This window comes from Streptococcus sp. Marseille-Q3604, from assembly GCF_916619785.1.
Classification (GTDB): Bacteria; Bacillota; Bacilli; order Lactobacillales; family Streptococcaceae; genus Streptococcus.
Window position 1 is genome coordinate 113,395 of the sequence record NZ_CAKAKM010000003.1, and the last position, 24,657, is coordinate 138,051.

The 24,657-nt window shown below is 38.2% G+C and carries 26 protein-coding genes and 4 pseudogenes; 22 read left to right on the plus strand and 8 right to left on the minus strand.

Going from position 1 to position 24,657, the window contains the following annotated elements:
* Position 1 precedes the first annotated feature (1 nt).
* Positions 2-1,423 carry an LCP family protein gene (locus LG375_RS09990; protein WP_064521331.1) on the plus strand — a complete coding sequence of 474 codons (1,422 nt, stop codon included), beginning with the start codon at positions 2-4 and terminating at the stop codon, positions 1,421-1,423.
* Between the two features lie 14 nt (positions 1,424-1,437).
* Here the strand turns inward: LG375_RS09990 and LG375_RS09995 are convergent, their stop codons facing one another.
* The 3 genes from LG375_RS09995 to LG375_RS10005 are packed head-to-tail and all read right to left on the minus strand — an operon-like array spanning position 1,438 to position 4,052.
* Positions 1,438-2,376, minus strand: coding sequence for an ethanolamine utilization protein EutJ (locus LG375_RS09995; RefSeq protein ID WP_004182904.1), 939 nt, complete (start codon positions 2,374-2,376; stop codon positions 1,438-1,440).
* A 16-nt stretch (positions 2,377-2,392) separates the two neighbouring features.
* Positions 2,393-3,457, minus strand: a complete 1,065-nt coding sequence (locus LG375_RS10000; protein WP_183139519.1) for an acyl-CoA dehydrogenase family protein — start codon at positions 3,455-3,457, stop codon at positions 2,393-2,395.
* Between the two features lie 46 nt (positions 3,458-3,503).
* Entirely contained in the window at positions 3,504-4,052 is a 549-nt protein-coding gene (locus tag LG375_RS10005; RefSeq protein WP_002885920.1) for a carboxymuconolactone decarboxylase family protein, read from the minus strand.
* 213 nt (positions 4,053-4,265) lie between these two features.
* Here LG375_RS10005 and rlmD point away from each other — a divergent pair, with 213 nt between their 5' ends.
* The 9 genes and pseudogenes from rlmD to msr(D) all read left to right on the plus strand — a co-directional run bounded on the left by rlmD (position 4,266) and on the right by msr(D) (position 12,842).
* Entirely contained in the window at positions 4,266-5,624 is a 1,359-nt protein-coding gene (gene rlmD, locus LG375_RS10010) for a 23S rRNA (uracil(1939)-C(5))-methyltransferase RlmD (RefSeq protein WP_225745736.1), read from the plus strand.
* A 109-nt stretch (positions 5,625-5,733) separates the two neighbouring features.
* Positions 5,734-5,853, plus strand: a pseudogene (locus tag LG375_RS10015) (cobyric acid synthase); the annotation flags it as partial.
* A 106-nt stretch (positions 5,854-5,959) separates the two neighbouring features.
* Positions 5,960-6,835, plus strand: a complete 876-nt coding sequence (locus LG375_RS10020; protein ID WP_225745737.1) for an aminoglycoside phosphotransferase family protein — start codon at positions 5,960-5,962, stop codon at positions 6,833-6,835.
* Positions 6,836-6,980: 145 nt separating this feature from the next.
* Positions 6,981-7,598, plus strand: coding sequence for a DNA alkylation repair protein (locus LG375_RS10025; RefSeq protein ID WP_225745738.1), 618 nt, complete (start codon positions 6,981-6,983; stop codon positions 7,596-7,598).
* Between the two features lie 247 nt (positions 7,599-7,845).
* Positions 7,846-8,166 carry a TfoX/Sxy family protein gene (locus LG375_RS10030; RefSeq protein ID WP_070439264.1) on the plus strand — a complete coding sequence of 107 codons (321 nt, stop codon included), beginning with the start codon at positions 7,846-7,848 and terminating at the stop codon, positions 8,164-8,166.
* A 227-nt stretch (positions 8,167-8,393) separates the two neighbouring features.
* Entirely contained in the window at positions 8,394-8,837 is a 444-nt protein-coding gene (locus LG375_RS10035; RefSeq protein WP_049514508.1) for a GNAT family N-acetyltransferase, read from the plus strand.
* A 648-nt stretch (positions 8,838-9,485) separates the two neighbouring features.
* On the plus strand, positions 9,486-9,656 hold the full coding sequence (locus tag LG375_RS10040) for a hypothetical protein (protein WP_000873143.1): 171 nt from the start codon (positions 9,486-9,488) through the stop codon (positions 9,654-9,656).
* A 385-nt stretch (positions 9,657-10,041) separates the two neighbouring features.
* On the plus strand, positions 10,042-11,259 hold the full coding sequence (mef(A), locus tag LG375_RS10045) for a macrolide efflux MFS transporter Mef(A) (protein ID WP_000417519.1): 1,218 nt from the start codon (positions 10,042-10,044) through the stop codon (positions 11,257-11,259).
* Positions 11,260-11,378: 119 nt separating this feature from the next.
* A complete protein-coding gene (msr(D), locus tag LG375_RS10050) occupies positions 11,379-12,842 on the plus strand; it encodes an ABC-F type ribosomal protection protein Msr(D) (RefSeq protein ID WP_000420313.1) in 1,464 nt (487 codons plus the stop codon).
* 117 nt (positions 12,843-12,959) lie between these two features.
* On the opposite strand, the gene LG375_RS10055 is transcribed toward msr(D), so the two are convergent.
* Genes LG375_RS10055 through LG375_RS10070 form a run of 4 tightly spaced genes read right to left on the minus strand, consistent with a single transcriptional unit; the run spans position 12,960 to position 14,204 of the window.
* On the minus strand, positions 12,960-13,259 hold the full coding sequence (locus tag LG375_RS10055) for a DUF5960 family protein (RefSeq protein WP_001072467.1): 300 nt from the start codon (positions 13,257-13,259) through the stop codon (positions 12,960-12,962).
* The gene (locus LG375_RS10060) at positions 13,246-13,614 is read right to left on the minus strand and encodes a hypothetical protein (protein WP_000567222.1); all 369 of its coding nucleotides are present in this window, start codon (positions 13,612-13,614) and stop codon (positions 13,246-13,248) included. The genes LG375_RS10055 and LG375_RS10060 overlap by 14 nt, the downstream gene beginning before the upstream one ends.
* Before the next feature lie 12 nt (positions 13,615-13,626).
* Entirely contained in the window at positions 13,627-13,962 is a 336-nt protein-coding gene (locus LG375_RS10065) for a hypothetical protein (protein WP_000806926.1), read from the minus strand.
* Positions 13,959-14,204, minus strand: coding sequence for a hypothetical protein (locus LG375_RS10070; protein ID WP_001813542.1), 246 nt, complete (start codon positions 14,202-14,204; stop codon positions 13,959-13,961). Before LG375_RS10070 ends, LG375_RS10065 begins: the two co-directional genes overlap by 4 nt.
* Positions 14,205-14,540: 336 nt before the next feature.
* Between LG375_RS10070 and LG375_RS10075 the strand changes: the two genes are divergently transcribed.
* The 10 genes and pseudogenes from LG375_RS10075 (at position 14,541) to LG375_RS10120 (ending at position 23,067) form a co-directional block, all read left to right on the plus strand.
* Positions 14,541-15,083: a GNAT family N-acetyltransferase gene (locus LG375_RS10075; protein ID WP_225745739.1), complete on the plus strand. Its 543-nt coding sequence runs from the start codon at positions 14,541-14,543 to the stop codon at positions 15,081-15,083.
* Between the two features lie 204 nt (positions 15,084-15,287).
* On the plus strand, positions 15,288-15,854 hold the full coding sequence (locus tag LG375_RS10080; RefSeq protein WP_070439270.1) for a hypothetical protein: 567 nt from the start codon (positions 15,288-15,290) through the stop codon (positions 15,852-15,854).
* A 633-nt stretch (positions 15,855-16,487) separates the two neighbouring features.
* Entirely contained in the window at positions 16,488-16,781 is a 294-nt protein-coding gene (locus LG375_RS10085) for a hypothetical protein (protein WP_004182883.1), read from the plus strand.
* Positions 16,774-17,112 carry a type II toxin-antitoxin system RelE/ParE family toxin gene (locus LG375_RS10090; RefSeq protein ID WP_004182882.1) on the plus strand — a complete coding sequence of 113 codons (339 nt, stop codon included), beginning with the start codon at positions 16,774-16,776 and terminating at the stop codon, positions 17,110-17,112. Before LG375_RS10085 ends, LG375_RS10090 begins: the two co-directional genes overlap by 8 nt.
* Before the next feature lie 78 nt (positions 17,113-17,190).
* The gene (locus LG375_RS10095; RefSeq protein ID WP_004182881.1) at positions 17,191-17,979 is read left to right on the plus strand and encodes an alpha/beta fold hydrolase; all 789 of its coding nucleotides are present in this window, start codon (positions 17,191-17,193) and stop codon (positions 17,977-17,979) included.
* 365 nt (positions 17,980-18,344) lie between these two features.
* Positions 18,345-19,178: pseudogene (locus tag LG375_RS10100) on the plus strand (ZIP family metal transporter).
* A gap of 14 nt (positions 19,179-19,192) precedes the next feature.
* Complete coding sequence (locus tag LG375_RS10105) at positions 19,193-19,555, plus strand: ArsR/SmtB family transcription factor (protein ID WP_002890511.1); 363 nt, start codon at positions 19,193-19,195, stop codon at positions 19,553-19,555.
* Complete coding sequence (locus LG375_RS10110; protein WP_002890512.1) at positions 19,539-21,626, plus strand: heavy metal translocating P-type ATPase; 2,088 nt, start codon at positions 19,539-19,541, stop codon at positions 21,624-21,626. The genes LG375_RS10105 and LG375_RS10110 overlap by 17 nt, the downstream gene beginning before the upstream one ends.
* Positions 21,627-21,840: 214 nt before the next feature.
* Positions 21,841-22,614: an alpha/beta fold hydrolase gene (locus tag LG375_RS10115; RefSeq protein WP_002890514.1), complete on the plus strand. Its 774-nt coding sequence runs from the start codon at positions 21,841-21,843 to the stop codon at positions 22,612-22,614.
* A 12-nt stretch (positions 22,615-22,626) separates the two neighbouring features.
* A complete protein-coding gene (locus tag LG375_RS10120; RefSeq protein WP_148512761.1) occupies positions 22,627-23,067 on the plus strand; it encodes a GNAT family N-acetyltransferase in 441 nt (146 codons plus the stop codon).
* 60 nt (positions 23,068-23,127) lie between these two features.
* On the opposite strand, the pseudogene LG375_RS10125 reads toward LG375_RS10120, so the two are convergent.
* Positions 23,128-23,304 (minus strand): annotated as a pseudogene (locus LG375_RS10125) (transposase); the annotation flags it as partial.
* A 408-nt stretch (positions 23,305-23,712) separates the two neighbouring features.
* Here LG375_RS10125 and LG375_RS10130 point away from each other — a divergent pair.
* On the plus strand, positions 23,713-24,465 hold the full coding sequence (locus LG375_RS10130; protein ID WP_148512762.1) for a CPBP family intramembrane glutamic endopeptidase: 753 nt from the start codon (positions 23,713-23,715) through the stop codon (positions 24,463-24,465).
* A 41-nt stretch (positions 24,466-24,506) separates the two neighbouring features.
* Positions 24,507-24,653 (plus strand): annotated as a pseudogene (locus tag LG375_RS10570) (competence protein TfoX); the annotation flags it as partial.
* Positions 24,654-24,657 lie beyond the last annotated feature (4 nt).

Here is a 24,657-nt window from a genome sequence, read left to right on the forward strand (position 1 = left end):
TATGACCAAATCTAACAATGGACCGTTTACGCATCATGAACGGTTACGTTACAGCTATCTTTTAAAAAATCTTGCTCACCTGAATGGACAGCAGGCCTCAGAATTCAATTATCTTCAAGGAAAGTTGGATGCCTATGAAGCTGAGCGGCGGTATCAAGCGCAAATAGAGGACTATCAAGCAGCATGGCGCCAGCCTTATGACAATCGTTCTGACTACTATCAAGAACGTGATTATGAGTCTGTCAATCAGCTAACTGAGGAAGGTTTGCCCGTCTATCGGGAGGAAGTCGCTCAAAGTAAACCTAAACGTAAAAAGGTTCAAAGGCAAGCAACTCCTTCAACAACGTCGGCTCCAAGGTCCAAGTCGCAAGTAGCCAAGAAGAAGCGACCAAAGAAAAAGAGAAGGCTCAAGAAAGTTGTTAAGCTGGTGCTTAGTTGCTTGAGTCTTGGAGTTGTGTTCTTAGTGATAGCCATGGCCTATCAATTTTACAAGGGAACAGACCTTTCTGCTGCAGGTAATAATGGTAAATCCTATCAGCCTGCTGTAGTTGAGACCTTTAATGGTAAGGATACCAAGGATGGGGTTAATATCCTTATTCTGGGTTCTGACCAGCGAGTTAGCCAAGACTCTACCGATGCCAGAACGGACTCCATCATGGTTGTCAATGTGGGCAATAAAGAAGGTAAGATTAAGATGGTTAGCTTTATGCGAGATACCTTGGTCAATATCAAGGGGGCTTCAGAAACCGACTATTCTCAGGACTTGAAACTTAATACGGCTTTCAATATTGGTGAGCAAAATAATCATCAAGGGGCAGAACTCATGCGTGAGACCCTCAAACGAAACTTTGACATTGATATTAAGTACTATGCCATGGTTGACTTTGAAACCTTTGCGACAGGGGTCGATACCCTCTTCCCGAATGGTGTGGAAATTAATGCGAAGTTTGCGACCATTGATGGTAAAAAAGTGTCATCAGTACAAGTTCCAGATGATTTGAAGATGGACAAGAATGGTCATGTGCCAAATCAAACCATTAAAGTTGGTAAGCAGGATATGGATGGTCGCACCCTTCTGAATTATGCTCGTTTCCGTAAGGATGACGAGGGAGATTATGGCCGTACCAAACGCCAGCAACAAGTGATGCAGGCCGTTATGAAGCAGCTTAAGAATCCACTTAATCTCTTCAATGGACCTGAGGCTTTGGGGAAGGTTTACTCACTGACCTCAACCAATATGAGTATGACGGATATGTTGGATTTGGGACTGTCAAATGCTGGTAGTTTCAAAAAAGGGATCAATTCGCAAACCATTCCTTCGGATGGTGATTGGATTGACAGTTATGATTTGTATGGCGGTCAAGGAATTGAAATTGATTTTGATAACTATCAGTCAAAATTAAAAGAACTAGGATTTAGATAAGAAAACAAGCAGGTTCACACTGAACCTGCTTGTTTTTTGGTATTAAGAGCTTGTATAATCGCCTTGTATAAGAGTTTTAGAAAATGATAGAGCAAATAGGTCATGATGCCAAGAACGAAGACGAACTCTACCTTATAAACCAATTGGGTAGCTGGATTGACTAGTCCAAGACTGGTAGTGGCTGCCTTAAAAGCATTGACACTATTGACCAAGGGAAAGCTAAAAGCTGCAAAAAGTGGCATAAAGCCTTTTCTAACCAGTTTTACGAAGAGATCAAGAGCATAGAAAAAGAATGCTTGCGAGAATAAGAGTAGGGCAAGTAAAATAATAGTTGCAGGTCTTTGATTACTCTTGATTGAGCTGGTAATGAGAAGGGCCAGAGGTGCTGCTAAAATGGCAAGTATAGGTCGATAGAGGTGAGGGATGGCTATCTGTCTCATTCTCCACAAAACAAGTGGAAAGAGGGCCAGAGTCGCTAATGCCGTTACTCCCAGAATAAGTCCCTTGATGCTAGTTGGAACACTAGCTGGTACTGTCACAAGACTGATAGCAGGTCCAACGTAGATCACGAACCAGCTTGGAAAGACTTGGTTCAAAGATAGTGGGCGCATAAAACGCAGACTGAAAAAAATAATATAGGCAATATAAAGTCCAAGGAGCCCAACCCAAGTCACACTTAAGCCTATTTGAGCTAGTGGAAGGCGGCTGGCAAAGAGAAAGGCAGCCATAAAGTAGCTAGCAAAGGCCGAAGCAATGACTGGATTGTGCAAATCTTCCCTTACTTGTTCAAAGCCAAGAATCAAGCGTCCTAGTATAAGCATAAAACCTATACTTGCCAGAAACCAAATGCCCTGAGCAATCAGGGCATAGTGGTTTATTTGATTGGATAAACTAAAGAGGGCAAGAACTAGACTAGATAGGGCCAAGGGAATTTTCTTAAAAAATACCTTCATTGGTCTACCGACCTTTCTAGCTAGCTGCAAGAATGTGACGAAGCTGTACCGCACTCGGAGATACAATTGGAAGGAAGACGCCTTCATTCCAACGACGGATAAAGCTTGACTCTGATTCTTTCAAATAGCCACGACCACCACTAGCCTGAAGTTCGAGGAGCAGGCTGTTGGCTACGACGTCGACAATATCGATACGCAATTGGAAAAGTTCACGTGGTTTTTCAATGAAATAATTAGCATCATTAAGACCCGCAAAGAGTTGGTCTTGAATAGCAAGAAGATTTCCACGTGTTGCTTCAAATTCCTCACGAAGAACGCTACGGTTACTGTTTAGACTAGCTTCAACCTCATCAAGAGAACGTTGTGCCAAACCAAAGGCAAGACCAAACTGGAAGCCAAGGAAGTTCGGACGTGTTTTAGCAATATAGTCTGTACCTTCTTTTGAAAGGACCCAATTAGGATCTAACTTAACGTGATCAAAAGTAAGAGAGGCAGTGTTAGCACCTTGAAGGGAAACAAATTCCAAATCTTCAGAACGGCTGAGGCCCTCAGCTTCAGATGGAATGGTGATAATCCAAGGTTGGCTACCATCTTTAAAGTCAGCAGCAAAGAGAGCAGCGAATTTATCAGAACGAAGGTTAGTCACCCAAGGCAAACGACCATTGAGATAGTAGTCATCACCTTCTTGGCTGATAGTAACATTCAATTCTTCAATATCAGACAAGAATTTGACTGCATTAGACAAGCCAGTTCCACCAGCACGCTCACCAGTATACAATTCTTTCAACCATGTTTCACGAGGGTAAGCATTGTCGCTAGCTAGGATATACTCGATGAAAGTACGGTGTCCCCAAGAAATAAAGGAAGCTGTCAAAGAATGTTGTGCCAATTCATTAAGCACATCAACAACTTGAGTAGGACCACCACCTAGGCCATCAAACTCAGCAGGTACGCCGATTTTAAAGACGTCGTTTTCAGCGATTTTTTCAAGAAGTTGGTCCGCAATTGGTCCAGACTCTTGGTCAATATGGTCAGCGTTGGTGTCCAACCAAGTAAGGAATTCTTTTGAAAAATGTGACATAGGCTTAGGTCCTCCTCTAGTTTATCTTTATCAGTTTATCTTTGCATTAAGCGAATTCTTGAAGTTCAGGGTTAATTGGTGTTTGTGCGAGATTGTTAGCGTAGTTACACAAGCTTGCAAGGCTGACACCCAAGATAACGTCAAGGGCATTTTGTGCAGTGTAGCCAGCTTCCAAGAAGTCGTTGTAGGCTTCGTCACCAACAGCACCTTTGGTATTGATCACGGCAATAGTGAATTTAGCAAGGGTATCAAGTTTTGGATCATCTTCGATTGGTGTACGGTTACGAAGGGCTTCCAAAAGTTGAGGTGTCATTTGGATTTGCTTGATTGAAAAGGCTGTATGACCTGCCACACAGAAGGCACAACCATTAGTAACAGCAGCTGTAATTTGAACAACCTCACGTTCAGTTGGTGTCAATGAATTGCGACGGTTGATTTCACCGACAGTACGGTAAGTTTCAAGCGCAGTTGGCGCATTAGCAAGGAGACCAATCAAGTTTGGAATGTATCCCCCATTGGCATCTTTGACTGTTTGAAGGACGTCTTTGACTTCTTCCGGTGCAGTTTCGATTGTATGAATGGTAATATCTGGCATGATTATTCTCCTTTATATAGAAACGACATCTAGCCAAGCGGCTGAGTCGTTTAATTTTTTGTCATGGACCTATGATAGCACTGTATGACTTTTCTGAAAAATCTATATTATTTATGGCCAGCCATAAATTTGATTTATATGTGCTATAATGGAGGGTAGTAAAAGGCTTTGGAAGATCTGCTTAAGCCCTATAAGAGTAAAGAAAGTTGAATTATGTTAAATAAAAACGCTATTGTAGAAGTTGAAATTGTCGATTTGACACATGAAGGAGCAGGCGTTGCCAAGGTGGATGGCTTTGTCTTTTTCGTGGATAATGCCCTTCCAGGCGAAATCATCAAGATGCGAGTGCTTAAGCTCAAGAAAAATATCGGCTTTGGTAAGGTTGAGGAGTATGTGACCCTTTCACCAAACCGCAATCAGGACATTGATGCAACCTATCTACGTTCAGGAATTGCTGATTTTGGCCATATGACCTACGAGGAGCAGCTTAAGTTCAAGCGTAAACAAGTTGTGGACAACCTCTATAAGACAGCCGGTATCTCGGACGTAGAAGTTGCTGAAACACTAGGTATGGAAACACCTTACGCCTACCGTAATAAGGCGCAGGTGCCCGTTCGCCGTGTTAAAGGTCAGCTTGAAACAGGTTTCTACCGCAAGAATTCGCACGACTTGATTCCAATTGAAGATTTCCTTATCCAAGACAAGGAAATTGATAAACTCATTGTCTTTGTCCGTGACCTTCTCCGTCGCTATGACCTCAAACCTTATGATGAGAAGGAGCAGACAGGTTTGATTCGTCATTTGGTAGTTCGTCGTGGTTATTATTCAGGTCAGATGATGTTGGTCTTTGTAACGACCAGACCAAAAGTTTTCCGTATTGATCAAATCATTGCTAAGGTTACGGAAGCCTTCCCAAATGTCGTTTCTATCATCCAAAACATCAACGATAAGAACACTAACGCCATCTTTGGTAAGGAATTTCGTACCCTTTATGGTCAAGATACCATTACAGATAGTATGTTGGGTAATGACTATGAGATTTCTGCCCAGTCTTTCTATCAGGTTAACACCGAGATGGCTGAAAAACTCTATCAAACAGCCATTGACTTCTCAGACCTAAACAGCGACAGCATTGTTATTGATGCCTATTCAGGTATCGGGACAATCGGTTTGTCATTCGCCAAACAGGTCAAGGAAGTCTACGGCGTTGAAGTCATCGAAACAGCCGTTGAAGATGCCAAGAAAAATGCAGAACGCAACGGCATTACTAACGCCCACTATGTGGCCGACTCAGCTGAAAATGCCATGGCCAAGTGGAGCAAGGATGGCATTAAACCAGATGTCATCATTGTGGATCCACCACGCAAGGGCTTGACAGAAAGCTTCATCAAAGCCAGTGTTGCCATGCAACCTGAAAAGATTACCTACGTCTCATGTAACCCAGCAACCATGGCGCGTGATATCAAACGCTATCAAGAGTTGGGTTATGAATTGAAGAAAGTCCAGCCGGTGGATCTTTTTCCGCAGACGCATCATGTTGAGTGTGTGAGTTTATTGGTAAAACGCAGTTAAACATCTCGCTTTTACATTTCAAGGCGAGATGCTTCAAAGCTCCACTGGAACTTTGAACTCCCACAGACGCATCATGTTGAGGCAGTGTGAAAGTAGTTAATTTACAGTGAATGATAAAGCTATTGAGGCTAGTGCTGAAGAACTTGTTGATGTTCTCATAATTCCACTAAATGACCATTTCTGTCTTGTCTCGGATAAATCTGGGAACATTATAGAGGAAATTGACTAATTTTCATTATGTAAATCTAGATCTAGGATACTAAAGTGAAGACGAACTGGATGGGTTACTAGTGAAAACTGCAAAAAGTGTTGTGAAATGAATCGGAGAGCGCTTGATGGATTTTAGTAGTAAGATAGCCATAAATAAAGGCTGGTCAGATGATAAGAAATATTGTGTAACAGATCAGAAACAGCAAAAATATTTCTTGCGTGTTTCTGATAAGGAGAAGTTAGATTCTAAAAAATTTGAATTTGATATGATGGAGAAAGTTGCTTTTCTTGGAGTTCCGATGTGTAAACCGATTAGCATAGAACTCTGCGATGACGAAGTACATTCTTTACACGAATGGATAGACGGGAAAGATGCTCGAGAAACCATTTTAACTTATTCGAAAGAACAACAATATACTTATGGAGTAGAAGCAGGAATAATCCTTCAAAAAATTCATTCACTCCCTGTTACAGAAGTTCGTGAAGATTGGGAGGTCTTTTATAATCGAAAAATTGATGACAAAATCTCCAAATACAAAGAATGTCCTGTTCAATATGAAAATGGTCAGATCTTTATTGATTTTTTAAATGCAAATCGTGAATTGTTAAAAGATAGACCTCAGGTTTTCCAACATGGAGATTATCATATTGGGAATTTCATGATTGGTGAAGATCGTAAAATTTATGTCATTGACTTTGATCGATTTGATCTTGGAGATCCTTGGGAGGAATTCAATCGTATTGTATGGTCTGCTCAAGTCTCTCCCTCTTTTGCGTCAGGTATGATAGATGGATATTTTGATCATAAGGTTCCGGATTTATTTTGGAAGCTTCTCGCTATCTACATTCTAAATAATATAGTTGGTGCTCTGCCATGGTCTGTTCCTTACGGAGTTGAAGAAATATCAGTAATGCAAAATCAAGCTAAGGAAATTTTAGAATGGTATGATGATATGAAGCAAATCATTCCTAGTTGGTACTTGAACAAGGAGACTGAATAATATAAACGTTGGAATATCAATTTTTGAAAAATCAAATTACGATTACTTGATAATCTTATTTCGAATTTAAATCGCTATAAATACTTGTACGGAATTTAATAGTTTAAGATCTTGAAACTTAGAATATTGTGAGGGGAAAAATTGCATGAAAGAATATATTTTAAGTTTGGAAAAAGAATTTTCTTTAATAGCAAATGGATTTAAAGAAGAAGAGAAGAGAGCACTTGTTGATTATAAATCAAACGACAATGCATATAATAAAGAATTAGCATTTTTAGCTTATAGATCCAATGTATATCAAGTTAGAATGTTTAGTGTATTTCTCTTTGGTTATTTATCATTAGATGAAGAAATCTTGAGATTTATGAGGGATGAAGTTTCAAAAGATGATAATTGGAGAGTTCAAGAAGTATTAGCAAAAGCATTTGATGAATTTTGTAAGCAAACAGGTTATGAAAAATCCCTTCCAATTATTGATGAATGGTTACAAAATAGTGATCCAAATGTTAGAAGAGCTGTTACAGAAGGTTTGAGAATATGGACGAGTAGACCATATTTCAAGGATAATCCTAGTGAAGCTGTTAGACGAATTGCAGCATTAAAAGAAGATTCCAGTGAATATGTTAGAAAATCAGTTGGCAATTCTTTGAGGGATATTAGCAAAAAATTTCCAGAGTTAATTAAAGAAGAACTTGATTGTTGGGACGTTAAGAGTAAAGAGATTCTACAAGTTTACAAATTGGCAAGTAAATTTATTAAATGATACCTATAAACTATAAAGTTGAAAAAATGGTAACTATAAAATATTTTCTTTCTATAGTATAATTTTAAACAACAACTCAGTCACTTTCGTTCTATAATATAGAAGTTTGCTATCACGACATTTTGAGGCAGTATCACTGCTTGTACGAGCTACGAAGTAGCATAGTAGAAACGGAAGGCCCACCATATTGAACTAATATAAGTATTAAAAATCCTGTAGACCAATGCAAATTTTGGAGGTGTAGATTATGGCTTCAAGTAAAGAGTATTTAGATTTCATTTTAGAACAACTATCTGAGTTGGAAGAAATAACATATAAAGCAATGATGGGTGAATATATTATTTATTATCGCGGGAAAATTGTTGGTGGGATTTATGATGATAGGTTTTTAGTGAAGCCTGTTAAATCTGCAATAGCATATATGCCAAATGCAAAATATGAGTTGCCGTATGATGGAGCAAAGGAAATGCTATTGGTAGATGATGTTGACAACAAAGAATTTTTAACCGGCTTATTCAATTCAATTTATGATGAGTTACCTGCACCAAAACCGAAGAAAAAGAAATAATCAAATTCGAATTTGTGGAGAGGATTTGAATGAAAAATGCCGTTATATATGTTCATGGTAAGGGTGGTAATGCAGAAGAAGCTAATCACTATAAACAATTTTTGATGACAGCTTTGAAATCATTGGATTTGATTACAAATCATTGAACCCGTGGGATGCTAAAATCGAGTTTATAAATTATTTGCGAAACAATAATAACAATAAATATTTTAAGAAGTGGGTTGTTGATGGAAATACTAGAGGTTATGGAAAACAGGAAAAATTATATTGAGTTGCTATTATTGGCAGATGAGCAGGAGGATATGATAGACCGTTATATTGATAAGGGTAAAATGTATGTACTTGATGATAATGGTATTAAATGTGAGTGTGTTGTAATCGATGTGGGAAATGGCGTACTTGAAATTAAGAATATTGCGACAGTGCCGGAATATCAAGGCAAAGGTTACGCGAAAGCCATGATTGATTTTATTATCACGAAATACAGAGAAGAGTATTCTACTCTGCAGGTAGGAACGGGCGATAGTCCAATGACGATTCCGTTTTATGAAAAGTGTGGGTTTGTGCGATCACATATCGCCCCGAACTTCTTTACAGACAATTATGACCATCCAATATATGAAGGTGGCATTCAGTTGGTAGACATGGTTTATTTGCGGAGATCTTTCTAAATCCCAGTTTGTCTAACTGAATATTAAACTGTTTAAGACACTTACTTATTTCGAAGACGGGAAATGCTAAGGATGTGGATATGTTTCCAATGACTGCGCATGTTGAGGCGGTAAGTTTGCTAGTCAAGGAGTAAAACGACGAAGATTAGCATTTACTTCCGCCCATGCGATAGCTGTCCGTGATTGACAAGTGCTAGCACGCAGACAGAACGGAGATAGCGAACCGCTGAGTGTGTCGCTCTGCTCGTAAAAGCTTAGAAACCTTTGAACGAAAGGGATAATGAAAGCCTTGATTGCAAGGCTTTTTGCTTTATGGTGGGTAAGTATCAGAGTGAGAAAATTTTTGGAATGAGTAGAAGTGATAGCTAGAAATTATCAGTTTCTATTTCCATTTACCCTGTGGGTACGTGTTTGTTTCCATTGACAAGGAGTTTGTGGGAATAGAAATGTACCCACCTTGTTTGAATCAAGTGAAGTGTAGTTGAAGGAAATCTGTTGAAAGCAATACTTCATTTTACCGAATAAGTAATAATTTAGGCAACTTCAAATCGATTAAAAAAAACTATTTTAAAGGTTAAGAGTAGACAAAAATTGTCCACTCTTTTTTGCAAACTCAATTTATCAATAAATGAAATGAGGGAATGTAAAATGAAATATTTTGAGGTTGAGTTAGAAAATCCTGATGAATTTTTAAAACTACAAACAGAAGATTTTGTGAAAGCTAATCGCTTGCTACTAAGGAAGATAATCCAGAGCGTTACAGTCTATGAAGAAAACTTCGTCATATCCTTTAAATCTGGCATCGAATTGGAAGTATGAGTCTCATTCCATAACTTTTATATTGAACATATCATCTTGTTGTGTTATACTATAAATTGATATAAACAAAGATGTAGGAGGAACCGAAACTATGACAGCCTCAATGCGTTTAAGATAAGCTGGCAATAAAAAAAGCAGAATCTATACCCGATGATAGGCTTTTTTGTTGTGCTTATTTATACGATATTGAGCATTCATTAGTTACGGTGAGGATATTGGTTATTTAACTATACCTTTATTTAACTATGTCTTTAATATGAATGTTTCCAAATTGTATGTATGCAGACCAAAAGCCACATTGTGGGGTTTGGCCTGCATTTTTTATTGCCTAGAATGCTATTCAAAATAGAAATTCAAGCAAAATAATATGCAGGAGATAATATAAATGGAAAAATACAACAATTGGAAACGAAAATTTTATGCAATATGGGCAGGGCAAGCAGTATCATTAATCACTAGTGCCATCCTGCAAATGGCGATTATTTTTTACCTTACAGAAAAAACAGGATCTGCGATGGTCTTGTCTATGGCTTCATTAGTAGGTTTTTTACCCTATGCGATTTTGGGACCTGCCATTGGTGTGCTAGTGGATCGTCATGATAGGAAGAAGATAATGATTGGTGCCGATTTAATTATCGCAGCAGCTGGTGCAGTGCTTGCTATTGTTGCATTCTGTATGGAGCTACCTGTCTGGATGATTATGATAGTATTGTTTATCCGTAGCATTGGAACAGCTTTTCATACCCCAGCACTCAATGCGGTTACACCACTTTTAGTACCAGAAGAACAGCTAACGAAATGCGCAGGCTATAGTCAGTCTTTGCAGTCTATAAGCTATATTGTTAGTCCGGCAGTTGCAGCACTCTTATACTCCGTTTGGGATTTAAATGCTATTATTGCCATCGACGTATTGGGTGCTGTGATTGCATCTATTACGGTAGCAATTGTACGTATACCTAAGCTGGGTAATCAAGTGCAAAGTTTAGAACCAAATTTCATAAGGGAGATGAAAGAAGGAGTTGTGGTTCTGAGACAAAACAAAGGATTGTTTGCCTTATTACTCTTAGGAACACTATATACTTTTGTTTATATGCCAATCAATGCACTATTTCCTTTAATAAGCATGGAACACTTTAATGGAACGCCTGTGCATATTTCTATTACGGAAATTTCCTTTGCATTTGGGATGCTAGCAGGAGGCTTATTATTAGGAAGATTAGGGGGCTTCGAAAAGCATGTATTACTAATAACAAGTTCATTTTTTATAATGGGGACCAGTTTAGCCGTTTCGGGAATACTTCCTCCAAATGGATTTGTAATATTCGTAGTTTGCTGTGCAATAATGGGGCTTTCGGTGCCATTTTATAGCGGTGTGCAAACAGCTCTTTTTCAGGAGAAAATTAAGCCTGAATATTTAGGACGTGTATTTTCTTTGATCGGAAGTATCATGTCACTTGCTATGCCAATTGGGTTAATTCTTTCTGGATTCTTTGCTGATAAAATCGGTGTAAATCATTGGTTTTTACTATCAGGTATTTTAATTATTGGCATTGCTATAGTTTGCCAAATGATAACTGAGGTTAGAAAATTAGATTTAAAATAAACAATATTGGAGGAATATTTATGTATCTTATTTTCATGTAACTCTTCCTGCTAAAATCGCAGGGTTTTCCCTGCATACAAGCAAATGAAAGCATGCGATTATAGACAGGAGGAAATGTTATGGAATTAATATTAAAAGCAAAAGACATTCGTGTGGAATTCAAAGGACGCGATGTTTTAGATATAAATGAATTAGAAGTATATGATTATGACCGTATTGGTTTAGTAGGAGCAAATGGTGCTGGAAAAAGCACTTTACTCAGGGTACTTTTAGGAGAATTAACTCCCCCAGGATGTAAAATGAATCGTCTGGGTGAACTTGCCTATATTCCCCAGTTGGACGAAGTAACTCTGCAGGAGGAAAAAGATTTTGCACTTGTAGGCAAGCTAGGTGTTGAGCAATTAAATATACAGACTATGAGCGGTGGTGAAGAAACAAGGCTTAAAATAGCACAGGCCTTATCGGCACAGGTTCATGGTATTTTAGCGGATGAACCTACGAGCCATTTAGACCGTGAAGGAATTGATTTTCTAATAGGACAGCTAAAATATTTTACAGGTGCACTGTTAGTTATTAGCCATGACCGCTATTTTCTTGATGAAATAGTAGATAAAATATGGGAACTGAAAGATGGCAAAATCACTGAGTATTGGGGAAACTATTCTGATTATCTTCGTCAGAAAGAGGAAGAACGTAAGAGCCAAGCTGCAGAATACGAACAATTTATTGCGGAACGTGCCCGATTGGAAAGGGCTGCGGAGGAAAAGCGAAAACAGGCTCGTAAAATAGAACAGAAGGCAAAAGGTTCTTCAAAGAAAAAAAGTACTGAAGACGGAGGGCGTTTAGCTCATCAAAAATCAATAGGAAGTAAGGAAAAAAAGATGTATAATGCTGCTAAAACCCTAGAGCACAGGATTGCGGCCTTAGGAAAAGTAGAAGCTCCGGAAGGCATTCGCAGAATTCGTTTCAGGCAAAGTAAAGCATTGGAGCTCCATAATCCATACCCTATAGTCGGTGCAGAAATTAATAAAGTATTTGGGGATAAGGCTCTGTTTGAAAATGCATCTTTTCAAATTCCGTTAGGAGCAAAAGTGGCGTTAACTGGTGGTAATGGAATCGGAAAAACAACTTTAATCCAAATGATCTTAAACCATGAAGAAGGAATTTCTATTTCGCCTAAGGCAAAAATAGGTTACTTTGCACAGAATGGTTACAAGTACAACAGTAATCAGAATGTTATGGAGTTTATGCAGAAGGATTGTGACTACAATATATCAGAAATTCGTTCAGTGCTAGCATCTATGGGGTTCAAACAGAACGATATTGGAAAAAGTTTATCTGTTTTAAGCGGTGGAGAAATTATAAAATTGTTGCTTGCTAAAATGCTCATGGGTAGATATAACATCCTAATAATGGATGAACCCAGTAACTTCCTTGACATACCAAGTTTAGAGGCTTTGGAAATACTAATGAAGGAGTACACCGGAACTATCGTGTTTATCACCCACGATAAACGATTACTCGAAAATGTAGCAGATGTAGTTTATGAAATTAGAGATAAGAAAATAAATCTGAAACATTAAATTTAAGGTAGTCGCTGGTCAGTATAGTCTGTTCTGGTTGGCGACTCCATTGTTAAAGAGTATAAAGACTTTAGATTTTATGAATATTAAAAATAGGAACAGTCAATTGAACTGCTCCTATTTTTCTGCTAAATATATTGTAGTTTTCTTATATGTATAATGATAGATTAGCGGATTCTCATCTACGGTACTTACTTCAAATATGAAGAAGTGATCGCGGTTATCTCTGGACTTTTCCTTATTGAGGACAAAGTAATTCTTACGTGAAGTCGCCATTGTTTTTAGGATATCATCAGTTAGGAAGGTCAATGGAATATTCATGTTAGAGTAGCGGTAGAAGTCACGTTCAAAATCTTGGTAGCTCTCGCTATAATAGTCCATTTGTAGGTGATTACGCTGAAACTCAAGCTGATTCATAGAGCACCTCCTCGACAAGTTCAATACTAATAATGTCTTTTAATTTCAAATTGATGTGACCTGTTGTAGTTTTTATCAAAATGAAATCTTTGGTCAGACTTGGTATTGTTCCAGTGTAGGAAACACGCTTGTTTTTTTCAATCACTTGAATGCGTGTGCGTAGCTGCCCGGCGTATACTTGACTGAGGAGTAATAATTTCTTCTCTAGTGATAAGTCAGACATGTACGTTACTTTGTTTGTATCATCAGAGAGTGCTGATGCATGTTCAGATAGGAAAAAGCCCATCCATTTTTGCATCTTTGTATCCTGGTACTCTCTTGCTGATTGAAATGGTAAATATGAACGGTCAATCATATCAAATCCTTTCTATGCAGAGGCAAGGGTATTTTTATCAAATTGAATCGTAAAACCTTGAATTCCCCCACCTGTGTAACATTCTTTAAAGCGATTGATTACCTCAGTATAGATTATCACAGATGAGCTTGTTGGCTTAATGCTAAATGTAAATTCCAATGGTAATCGGTTTTCAGATTTAGCATGTACTAGTCGTATCGATATTTCAGTTGTTTTGAGTTTTCTCTGACGAAGTTTTGAAGTTGCTGTTTCAACGATTCCATGTAAAAATCTTTCAAGCATTTCAATATCATTACATCCTTTGCTACGGATTTCTGAAAATTGTACTGTATTTTTTTCTTGTTTCATTTTAATCCCTCCAATCCACCCGCGGAATGACCACCGATAAGTTTACTGCGTTCAATATTTCTGGAACCTTCAGTTAGGACGGTTCCTTTTTGTATGGCTAAAAAACCAAACTGTTCTCTGACAACATCAATAGCTGTCTGAAGTCTATTATCTTTTTCAATTTGTTCTACATCATCAAAGAGTGATAGTAGAGTATAGCTTTCATCTACGAAGCCACTATAAGATACACCAATTTGTCTCACTGCACCAGAGGTGTATTTTTTCGGAATAATACAAGTACATAACTCACCATTGTTTTGGGGAGATTTGCGGGTTCAATTTTATTCTGAGCATTTATAGATTTTTTCATCTCAGTCCTAGAATAGCCAATATGAATAGAAACGACAGTAGTCAATACTAGGGCTACTGTTCCGTTCCACAGTATCATTTAAAAATCATTTTCACACCCTTTCGTCTATTAGTATAGAAGAAAGCTCTCAGCACATGTGGAGTGTATAGCGTTGATACAAAGAGTCAAATCATGAAAAATCCTTCATTTGAAATGATTGTATAAACAGTTGGAATTTAAGGAGAGAAAAATGATTTTAGAAACGGAAAGATTGATTCTTCGCCCATGGGAAGAAAAAGACGCCAATGATTTATTTCAATATGCCAGTAATCCCGAGGTGGGTCCGATTGCAGGTTGGCCAGTACATACAAGCGTTGAAAATAGTAGGGAGATTATAAAAAGTTATCTTTCAGCACCTGAGACATACGCCATTGTTTTAAAAGAAACGATGCAGCCAGTGGGTAGCATAGGACTGATGATTGGCTCTGCAAGTGATAAAGGGATTCCGGATACTGAGGCGGAGATTGGTTACTGGATAGGAGTTCCCTATTGGGGTCAAGGCCTGATACCAGAAGCAGTTCGTGAGATGATGAGACATGGATTTGATGACCTGAATCTGGAGAAATTATGGTGCGGTTATTTTGACGGCAATACAAAGTCACGGAGGGTTCAGGAAAAATGTGGGTTCCGTTATCATCATACAAAAGAGAACGTTCCGTGTGCATTGGAAGGTGTTCTTCGTACAGAACATATAACCTGTCTCTCAAAGGAAGAGTGGATTTCGTTTAAGTAAATCACTGTTTGTGCGAGGTAATACCTTTTAACGATTACCTTATGATATTGTTAAAAGCTTTATAGACATGTTTCCACATACAGACAGCTTCACTTGATAGACTCAGCGATCAGTCGTTTCATGTCGAGGCAGTATCACTGCTTGTAAGATCTGAAAAATAAATTTGTGTAGCGCTCGCTGTAAAGTTTAAATGGAGGGTTATCGATGGTTATATTGGAATTTTATCAAGGTGATTATCAAAAGGATTTAGTCACGTTTGACTCTTTAGAAGAGGGGAGAGCGTTTGTAGCTCAAATCCCTGGGTATACTTTAGAAACAGAAGATGGGTTTGAAGTGGAGTATGTGAACCCAAAATACTTGTCGGATTATATGGAAATTGTCTTTAATGGAAATATTGTCCCTTTATCTAGATTTTTGTTTAATTCTGAAGAAAATGTGGACATTATTTGGAAAGAAATTTCGAATCTATCCGTTAAAAACGATAAAGTGATCGAAGGATATTCAAAAATCGACGCGTATGTCGTTAACAACGATGAAGTGAAAGCCTATGTCGAAGCAAGAGAAGCGAACTATCGCAAGGCAAAAGACTTCTTAGAACGCTGTGGATATGAAGCCGACAGAAGCTTTTTCGGAAGCGAAGACGGCGAAGCGATTCTCTACAGAAAACGTGGCGCTGAAGATTGGCACTTCTTGTGTCACTTAGACCCGCTGTTTGTAGAGATTGAAGATGTAGAAGGATATGTCAAAGAAGAGATTCAACCGTTAAACTAAAGAACGTTGCGAAGGCGTGGCGTGAGTTATATTTAAAAAGACTTCTATTTTGCTAGATGGTGGAATTAAGGAGAAATTTATGACCTTAAAACAAATTAAATTTAATCCTTTTAAACACTGGGAAATCATCAGCAACTTGTATAAGCAGTCCTTCACAAAGGAGGAGCGAATTCCCTTTTTTGGACTCTGGCTCTTATCATTGAGAAAAACGACTTTACATTGTGCCCTTGTCTCATTCGTGAATTAGGTAGGCGTTGACTTTGCTGTTATGAGACAAACAGGGCAACTAGTTCCATTCGACTATCAGGATATCTTTGACTCTTTTTCTTTTGGACTCGGAGATGTATCGATTCGTCCTATAAATCAATAGAATATACCTTACCAAAATTGTACTGAACTGAAATTGTTATCTAATTGAGTAAAGAACAAAAATTTTGTTCTATAATATAGATATTTTCTAGTACAACATGTGGAGACGGTATCACTGCTTGTACGAGCCTAGAAAATATGTAGAGGGAAAAGCCTTGATTGCAGGGCTTTTTATTGTAAGTCATTTTTATTTTTAGTTGAATACTTTTTCTTTTATATGTTAGAATGTATATACAAAATGTATTTACAAAAGGAGTTTTTAGTATGGCAAAGACACAAGCGGTAAATTTTCGAGCAGATTCGGTATTTTACCAAAAAACGAAAGACATCTTAGCAGACGAAAAAATTACGGTATCAGATGTTCTCAATGCAGCACTTAGAAAAATTGCCAATAGGACAGTTGATGCAAGAGAATTTGTTTCTAGTGATGTGCAGGATACGCAGTATCAAGTGGCTTTTGAGGATTTAAAGAAGGAAATTTTAATCGGGCATCAGGAAATTGCGCAAGGTAAAGTCACTTCTGTAGCAGATGTGAGAAAGGAATTTGGTCTTGACTAAGTTGAAACGCTATCAGGTTTTTCTTGCGGATCGAGCTAAGCAGGATATACGAGAAATTCACGACTATATCGTTATGAATTTTTATAGCCAACAATCTGCGGATGGGAAAGTCGATTTGATATTGACTGCTCTTGAAACCTTAGAAATATTTCCAGAAGCATGTCCACTTGTGTCTAGTAGAGGTTACGGTGAAATGACTGACGATGGGAAAACCTATCGTTATATGCCAATAGAGAACTATCTCGCATTTTATTATATTGAGAATCATACAGTATTTGTTGCTCGTATTCTAAGTGCAAAACAAGATTGGGTGAAGATTTTCTATAAGTAGATTTAAGAGTCGGATGGACATAGACTTTCAAGACAAGTATGGTATTGGCAATATGAGACATTTGGAAGGGTATCAAATATGAAATTTCATGAATTTGGTGATAAAAATTTGCCTCCCATTTTATTGATACACGGTGGCGGAAGTTCATGGTGGAATTATCTTAGACAAGCTCGTCTCCTGTCTCATAATTACCATGTCATTTTACCAACACTCAATGGTCATGGTGAAGAATACAAACTTGATTATGTTTCTACTGAAGATTCTGCTTTGGAGATTCTAGACTATATCAAATCAAACTGTGGTGGGAAATTGTTTGCGATTGGTGGTGTTTCACTTGGTGGTCAAATTTCCATGGAGCTTTTGTCTTTAGACAGTGAAATTGCTGAGAAGGCCATCATAGATGGAAGCCTCTGTATTCCTCAACCAAGGTTAGCTAAAATCAGCATCTTTCTAGTGTCTCTATTTGGTAAACTGATGTTCAATAAATTCTCTTGCAAACTTCAGTTAAGCATGATGAACAAACTCTATCCTAAACTGGCTTATCCAGAGGAAATAAAAGCTTATTATTTGGAGGATCTGCCAAGGACGCTTGTCAAAACAATGGTGACCATTTACAAAAACTATATGGGGCGTTACAAGCTGAAGGATACGATTTCTGCTAGCAAAGCTCAGGTTTTGTATATCTATGGTGAAAAAGAATTAAACTGTGTGAAAGTATCGGCGAAATTATTTCAGCAGCTACATCCAAATACGATTTTGTATGAAGTAAAGGGCTATAATCACGGCTATTTATCAGCTTACCTGCCTCAAGAGTGGGTTGATTTGGTGATACCATTTTTAAAGAGTGATTCATTTATAGTAAACTGAACCAAAAATAGTACATAATCTTCAACACGTTATAAAAACCTTGAAATCAGTATGTTTCAAGGTTTTAAGTACTCTTACGGATAGCATTGGGAACATCTAACTTTCTTGAGGAGTAAAGTTTGTTTCTCAATATAGTAATCGTTAAATTGTGTCAAAGCGTTATATGATATGATAATTCCAAATAGTCCTTTGGGCTTTTTATGGCATTGTGATATTCTCTAAGAATACGAGATTGCTTCAATAATTTACAAAGTTATGTGGATTTCTCATAGCTTTTTTACTTTCTTCCTTGACAATTGAGCAAGTGTTCAACTATAATGATAATAGTTGAGTGGTTGTTCAACTGAATCATCGATTATTGAGGTATGAGATGTAATTTTTCTTCTCTATCACCAGTAATGCAAGCTTTATTAGCTGGCTTATTCAACTGGTTTTGTACCCTTATCGGTGCTAGTTTGGTCTTTTTTGTCAAAACCATTCATCAAAAATTCATGGATATGATGATGGGCTTGGCAGCGGGCATTATGACGGCAGCGGCAGTCTGGCCTTTGCTTGTCCCTTCTTTGGACTATAGCCAGTCAATAGCTGCGAACAGATTTTACTGGTTGACGACGGCTGTTGGTTCTATTGTCGGGGGCTTATTTATCCGCTTTATTAATTATTTGGTTCCCGACCTGCATTTGAATCATCAGATGAGTGATAAGGAAGGGATTTTGAATCCCAAAAGACCCTTATCAAAGACCATGCTGCTTTATCTGGTGGTAGTGTTTCATAATATACTAGAGGGCTTAGCAGTTGGTGTGGCATTTGCTAGTGTGGCAAATCTCGCAACTAGACTTTCCTTTACGTGAATGAGTGCCCTTGGATTGGCCTTGGGAATTGGCATCCAAAATATTCGAGAAGGCTCTGCCTTGTCCTTGCCACTACGGGTAGAAGGGCGAAGTAGGAAATCAGCTTTCTACTATGGCGCCATGTCAGCGATTGTTGAGTCGATTGCAGCTGTTTTAGGGGCCTATGCTGTTATGTCTATGACCCAGCTACTACCTTATGCTCTCTTATTTGCGGCGGGAGCCATGATTTATGTTGCAGTGGAAGAACTTGTGCCAGGTGCTCAAGAGCACAAGAATACCGATATTGCGACAGGTGGGGTTATGGCCGGATTTCTAATCATGATGTTACTTGATACAACTTTAGTATAGGAGGAATAGAAAATATGTCACAGTGTTTAACAGCTTGTAATCCAGATTTAATTCAAGGGGTCCATGAGACGGAGTTTGATACCGTTACATTGCTAAATATGTCCAATTTTTTTAAGGCGATTTCTGACCCAACTCGTTTGCGGATTTTACAAGCAGTACGGCAAAATCCAATTTGTGTCGGAGACTTAGCGATTGCGTTACAGATGACCAAGTCTGCTATTTCTCACCAACTACGCTATCTGAGGGACTGCCAATTGGTCAAGGGGGAGAAAAAAGGAAGGATGACCTATTATGAACTTGCGGACGATCATGTCGCAGCAGTCTTGTCTTTGACACTGAAACATTTGAAAGAGGAAAAACATGAAGAAAGAGTATGAACTTCGAGGAATTGACTGTGGCAATTGTGCTGCTAAGATTGAACGTGCTGTCAATCAATTGGAGCAGGTAGAATCTGCCACTGTCAATCTGATAGCTCAAAAGCTGATTTTGGAAACAAAAAGCGAAGATGGGATAGATAAGGAAATTATTGACTTGGTGGATGCTATTGAACCTGGAATCGAAGTTATCAGTGAGAAAAAGGAAGAGGCACTTCCAGAAAAACGAGATTGGGCGAAAGAGCTGCTACTTGCTGTTATGATTCTATTTGCCTTCGGCTTTTTCCTGCCAGAGGAGTATTTCTGGATTCGTCTGGTCTATTATCTGACCCTATATATCATTATCGGCCATAAGGTTCTTATCAAGATGGTTCAAAATATTCAACGTGGTAATCTTTTTGATGAAAACTTTTTGATGAGTATCGCGACCTTAGGAGCCTTTCTCTTGGGAGAATTTCCAGAGGCAGTAGCCGTCATGCTTTTTTATCAGATTGGGGAGTATTTCCAAGATAAGGCCACCTCTCAATCTCGTCAGTCCATTGCACGATTGATGGATATTCGGTCGGATAAGGCTTGGAGACTAGAGGGGGGAGAAACCGTTCAAGTAGACCCTGAAACAGTAAGGGTTGCGGACCATATTTTAGTTAAGCCTGGGGAGAAGGTGCCCCTAGATGGTCTGGTCAGAGAAGGTCGTTCTATTCTGGATACGTCAGCCTTGACAGGAGAATCACTGCCTAGGGAAATTGGCGTTGGTGAGGACATTACAAGTGGTGTGATCAATTTGACTAGTCCATTGGTAATTGAAGTGAGTAAGACTTTTTCGCAATCAACGGTCAACAAAATTTTGGAATTAGTTGAAAATGCAAGCAATAAAAAAGCGGAGACGGAACGGATGATCACACGTTTTTCGCGTGTGTATACACCAGTGGTTGTCGGAATCGCTTTTCTGCTTGCAAGCCTGCCTCCCTTGCTTGGTTTAGGGGAGTGGTCGACTTGGCTTTATCGGGCACTTACCTTTTTAGTCATTTCTTGCCCTTGTGCTCTTGCGGTTTCGGTACCAATGAGTTTCTTTGGCGGGCTAGGGGGAGCATCTAAATTAGGTGTCTTAGTGAAAGGTGGGAATTATTTAGAGGCTCTTGCCAAGTTGGATACGGTCGTATTTGATAAGACGGGGACAATTACAAAAGGTATCTTTGCGGTGGATACCGTTGTCAACGCAGAAGGTGTCGAGGATGATATTCTGTACCTCGCTGCCCATCTGGAAAGCTATTCCAATCATCCAATCGCAAACTCTATTCGAACAGCCTATGGACAGGAAGTGGACGAGAATAGGGTGAGTCAGATTACCGAGCTACCAGGGCAGGGCATGTCCGGTAGGGTAGATGGCAGACAGCTCTATCTTGGGAATGCTAGATTAATGGAAGTTCAAGGGATTGCTTATCCAGCTATTGACAGCACAGGAACAGTTCTCTATTTGGCAGAGGACAGTCATTTTCTAGGCTATTTCCTTATCACAGACCAAGTGAAGGAGACGAGCATCGAGGCCTTGAAGGATTTACAGGCAGTCGGAATTAAAAAGACGGTTCTCCTTTCAGGCGATCGTCAGGCAGTGGTTGATGAATTTGCACAGCAATTTGCCTTTAATGATGCATTTGGAGATTGCTTGCCTCAGGATAAGGTGAGTACATTTGAGGAAATTCTGACTCAGTCTCAGCAGGCTGTTGCCTTTGTTGGAGATGGGGTGAATGATGCACCGGTTCTTGCTAGGGCAGATGTTGGTATTGCTATGGGAGGGCTAGGTTCGGACGCAGCCATTGAATCAGCAGATGTTGTACTGATGGATGATGACCTTGGAAAACTTCCTCAAGTCATTCGACTGGCAAAAAAGACAGTCAGAATAGCCCAACAAAACATGACCTTGGCTATTGTAGTTAAACTAATTTTCTTGGTTCTAAGTGGATTGGGAATTTCTAATATGTGGGAGGCCATCTTTGCAGATGTTGGTGTAACGCTACTAGCAGTATGGAATGCATTGAGGGTCTTGAGGATAGATACCTCCACTTTGTCAAAGTAAGTGAACTGATGTTAGTATGATTTTATGGACACGTTTTGGTAGAATAGTATCTAACCAAAGGAGATGTCCAAATGAGCCAAAAATATACCAAAGAGTTCAAGGAAACTAGTGTTCAATTACATGAAGCAGGACACGTGGAGTGTGTAGCTTTGCTTCTACGAGCTGATTAAACAAGGATTTAGCAAGTGAAAGTCCTAAAGTAAGGAGTCTAAACATGAAATTCCATGAATTTGGGGATAAGAATTTGCCTTCTATCTTACTGATACATGGTGGTGGCAGTTCTTGGTGGAATTATCTTCGTCAAGCACGAATCTTGTCAGAAGAATACCGTGTTATTCTACCCACTTTGAATGGCCACGGCGAGGAATATCAACTTGATTATGTTTCTACTGAAGATTCTGCTTTGGAGATTCTAGACTATATCAAAGCAAACTGTGGTGGGAAATTGTTAGCAATCGGTGGTGTTTCACTTGGTGGTCAAATTGCCATGGAGCTTTTGTCTTTAGACAGTGAAATTGCTGAGAAGGCCATCATAGACGGAAGCCTCTGTATTCCTCAACCAAGGTTAGCTAAAATCAGCATCTTTCTAGTGTCTCTATTTGGTAAATTGATGTTCAATAAATTCTCTTGTAAACTTCAGTTAAGCATGATGAACAAACTCTATCCTAAACTGGCTTATCCAGAGGAAATAAAAGCTTATTATTTGGAGGATCTGCCAAGGACGCCTGTCAAAACAATGGTGACCATTTACAAAGACTATATGGGGCGTTACAAACTGAAAGATAGGATTTCTGCTAGCAAAGCTCAGGTTTTGTATATCTATGGTGAAAAAGAATTAAACTGTGTGAAAGCATCGGCGAAATTATTTCAGCAGCTACATCCAAATACGATTTTGTATGAAGCAAAGGGCTATCATCATGGCTATTTATCAGCTTATCTGCCTCAAGATTGGGTTGATTTGGTTGAGCCTTTTTTAAAGAAGAAATAAGGAAAAATAAAGATGAATAGAATAGTAGACGATCAGATAACGCTTATTCCTTATTATAGAAATGATGACATCTCCCTTCTTTGGTATCAAGATAGTGAGGTTTGCAAACAAGTAGATAATACTGATCAGATTTACAATCTAACAAAACTTCATAAAATGTATGATTACCTAACTTCACATGGTTCTTGCTATTATATCCAATATGAAGGAGTGTTAGTTGGAGATGTGACACTCCTATATAACTCGGAACTTTCTATAGTTATCAGCAAAGAGTATCAGAATTTACAGATCGGAAGACGATGTGTTTCTGAAATGATACATCTGGCGAAAGAACAAAAAATGGTAAAGGTCTCTGCACAAATATATCCTTTTAATACTCAAAGTCAAAGAATGTTTTTGGCTTTGGGATTTCAGAAAGTAGATGAAGAGTGGTATGAATATAAGTTGATATAGAACAGTTGTATATTTCCATATATATTGGCTCTTTGTCAACTGTAGTGGGTTGAATAAAAGCTAACACCTGGAGAGGGCTATCGTTGTCCTCTCCATTTTTATATTCAGAGCGATAAAAATTCGTTTTTTAAAGTTGTCAAAGTTCCGAAAACCAAAGGCATTATGCTTGATAAGTTTAATGAGATTATTCGTTGCTTCCAATTTGGCGTTGGAATAGTGTAACTGAAGGGCGCTAGCCTTCAAATTTTCCTCCCAAAATGTGTCCAAAATATTGACAGAATTCCACTATCACTAAACGTTGAGGCAGTAAGTTTATTAGAAAAGTGTAACTAATCCTCAAAAGGTTCACTGAACCTTTTGAGTCCGCTCATGCGACAAGGTGAGGCCTAAGGTCGAGAAGGTGCCCTGGGGTATAGGAGTCGTAGAGTAAGGAGTTTATAACGAAACGATACGGTAACAGCGAACCGACGAGTGTGTAGGATTGCTTATAAAAGAGTAAAAACCTTGTAACGAAGCAATAATGAAAAGCCTTGATTGCGAGGCTTTTTTTGCGTTTTTGTGATAGAATATGCCTAGTTATAAATCGAGAGCAATTAGAAGCAGTAAAATATTTTATACATAAAATAATCAAGATAAGGAAGATAAATGACAGAAATTGAAAAAAAGAATTTAAAAAATTATCTTTATTTTACATTTGGAATTACTTATATAGCTTGGGGGCTTCTTGCCATATTTACACAATCTTATATTTTGGGATTAGAAACGTTTATAGGGAGAATCTTACATATAGTTGGTGCACTCGGACCAGCTATTGCAAATGGGTTTTATTTGAAAAGTAACAATATAAAATTTAAACATTTTGTATTCAATAAGAGAGAAAATAGTAGTAGTTATTTCATTATTCATATGATAGCAATTTTGATACTATTTTCTGTATCTTCTCGAGAATTAAATGGAGTATCAATTTATCTAATGCCACTATTCTTTATTCAATTAATTTTTTTTGGTGGTGGACATGAAGAATTAGGATGGAGAGGTATATTACAACCGTTACTTGATAAAAAATATACTTATTGGCAATCTAATTTGATTGTAGGATCAATTTGGGGAATTTGGCATCTGCCTTTATGGTTTATAGTTGGAGAAAGTCATCAAGGATTTCCTTTTATTTTATTTTTTATATATACATTATTTTTAAGTTTTGTTTTAGGGCTTCTTTATCGTCAAACGAAATCTGTGGGGTACTGTATATTATTTCATGCGTTCGCAAATTTGTTAAATCTCTATTTTGTGTTAAAAATAAATGTTATTTTTATTATCATTTTTATTGGTTATTTAATTTATACTATATTGGCGAGTAATAGAATTAGTAAGGAAAAGCAGGTAGAAACATTGTAAAAGACCCACAGGAAGTTTTCTGGGATGGATATCATTCGTATCTTTCGGATTCCGAGTTGAGTTATCCCTATGAAGGTTCAAAGACATTAATGCATGTATTCGACAGATTTGGGGATTCGGATTTAATTACGGAACTACTGGATGGTATGTATGAGGAACTGCCAACATCTAAACCTAGAATAAAATAATTAA

Excerpts from the sequence above, each read along its gene's own strand:
- LG375_RS09990 (WP_064521331.1), top strand. The coding sequence starts at position 2 with ATGACCAAATCTAACAATGGACCGTTTACGCATCATGAACGGTTACGT.
- LG375_RS09995 (WP_004182904.1), bottom strand. The coding sequence starts at position 2,376 with ATGAAGGTATTTTTTAAGAAAATTCCCTTGGCCCTATCTAGTCTAGTT.
- LG375_RS10000 (WP_183139519.1), bottom strand. The coding sequence starts at position 3,457 with ATGTCACATTTTTCAAAAGAATTCCTTACTTGGTTGGACACCAACGCT.
- LG375_RS10005 (WP_002885920.1), bottom strand. The coding sequence starts at position 4,052 with ATGCCAGATATTACCATTCATACAATCGAAACTGCACCGGAAGAAGTC.
- rlmD (WP_225745736.1), top strand. The coding sequence starts at position 4,266 with ATGTTAAATAAAAACGCTATTGTAGAAGTTGAAATTGTCGATTTGACA.
- LG375_RS10020 (WP_225745737.1), top strand. The coding sequence starts at position 5,960 with ATGGATTTTAGTAGTAAGATAGCCATAAATAAAGGCTGGTCAGATGAT.
- LG375_RS10025 (WP_225745738.1), top strand. The coding sequence starts at position 6,981 with ATGAAAGAATATATTTTAAGTTTGGAAAAAGAATTTTCTTTAATAGCA.
- LG375_RS10030 (WP_070439264.1), top strand. The coding sequence starts at position 7,846 with ATGGCTTCAAGTAAAGAGTATTTAGATTTCATTTTAGAACAACTATCT.
- LG375_RS10035 (WP_049514508.1), top strand. The coding sequence starts at position 8,394 with ATGGAAATACTAGAGGTTATGGAAAACAGGAAAAATTATATTGAGTTG.
- LG375_RS10040 (WP_000873143.1), top strand. The coding sequence starts at position 9,486 with ATGAAATATTTTGAGGTTGAGTTAGAAAATCCTGATGAATTTTTAAAA.
- LG375_RS10055 (WP_001072467.1), bottom strand. The coding sequence starts at position 13,259 with ATGAATCAGCTTGAGTTTCAGCGTAATCACCTACAAATGGACTATTAT.
- LG375_RS10060 (WP_000567222.1), bottom strand. The coding sequence starts at position 13,614 with ATGATTGACCGTTCATATTTACCATTTCAATCAGCAAGAGAGTACCAG.
- LG375_RS10065 (WP_000806926.1), bottom strand. The coding sequence starts at position 13,962 with ATGAAACAAGAAAAAAATACAGTACAATTTTCAGAAATCCGTAGCAAA.
- LG375_RS10075 (WP_225745739.1), top strand. The coding sequence starts at position 14,541 with ATGATTTTAGAAACGGAAAGATTGATTCTTCGCCCATGGGAAGAAAAA.
- LG375_RS10080 (WP_070439270.1), top strand. The coding sequence starts at position 15,288 with ATGGTTATATTGGAATTTTATCAAGGTGATTATCAAAAGGATTTAGTC.
- LG375_RS10085 (WP_004182883.1), top strand. The coding sequence starts at position 16,488 with ATGGCAAAGACACAAGCGGTAAATTTTCGAGCAGATTCGGTATTTTAC.
- LG375_RS10095 (WP_004182881.1), top strand. The coding sequence starts at position 17,191 with ATGAAATTTCATGAATTTGGTGATAAAAATTTGCCTCCCATTTTATTG.
- LG375_RS10105 (WP_002890511.1), top strand. The coding sequence starts at position 19,193 with ATGTCACAGTGTTTAACAGCTTGTAATCCAGATTTAATTCAAGGGGTC.
- LG375_RS10110 (WP_002890512.1), top strand. The coding sequence starts at position 19,539 with ATGAAGAAAGAGTATGAACTTCGAGGAATTGACTGTGGCAATTGTGCT.
- LG375_RS10115 (WP_002890514.1), top strand. The coding sequence starts at position 21,841 with ATGAAATTCCATGAATTTGGGGATAAGAATTTGCCTTCTATCTTACTG.
- LG375_RS10120 (WP_148512761.1), top strand. The coding sequence starts at position 22,627 with ATGAATAGAATAGTAGACGATCAGATAACGCTTATTCCTTATTATAGA.
- LG375_RS10130 (WP_148512762.1), top strand. The coding sequence starts at position 23,713 with ATGACAGAAATTGAAAAAAAGAATTTAAAAAATTATCTTTATTTTACA.